The organism is Mesorhizobium sp. M7A.F.Ca.US.014.04.1.1, from assembly GCF_003998745.1.
GTDB classification, from domain to species: domain Bacteria; phylum Pseudomonadota; class Alphaproteobacteria; order Rhizobiales; family Rhizobiaceae; genus Mesorhizobium; species Mesorhizobium ciceri.
This window is the reverse complement of the sequence record NZ_RZRW01001481.1, coordinates 1-426: the sequence shown is the minus strand read 5'-3', so window position 1 is coordinate 426 and position 426 is coordinate 1. Positions and strand designations below refer to the sequence as shown.

The following is a 426-nucleotide window of genomic DNA, read 5'->3' as shown; positions in this document are numbered from 1 at the left end:
GGAGATGCGCGTCTCATGATCGACGAGCTCGGCGGTGTTAGCGGTGATCTGCGTTGTTTGACTGTTTACCGTGGTGCTCAGATTGGTGATGTCGGTGCTGTTCTGGGCGACCTGTGCCGGCAGGCCCTCGAGGGTCGCGACATCGAATGTTGAAGCCGCCAGATTGCCGTCGCCGTCCGTTGTCATCAGATAGGTCGTGGCGCCTTGCGCGTCCTTGCTCGCCTGCGAATTGACGCCGGCCAGCGTGTAGGTGTTTCCGCCCGTGCCGATGGCGACCTGGTTATCGCGTGTTGTCGATGCGCCTTGGCCGATCGCGGTGGAAGCCAAGAAATTGGCAGTTGCCCCCGCGCCCAGCGCGGTGGCGTTCAAGGCATTGGCGGTTGAGTTGTGACCCAATGCCATGGGTTCGTTCTTCCCATCAGCCCC

1 pseudogene is annotated in these 426 nt (G+C 61.7%); it reads right to left on the bottom strand.

Going from position 1 to position 426, the window contains the following annotated elements:
* Positions 1 to 402, bottom strand: a pseudogene (locus EOA22_RS37235) (hypothetical protein); the annotation flags it as partial.
* Positions 403 to 426 lie beyond the last annotated feature (24 nt).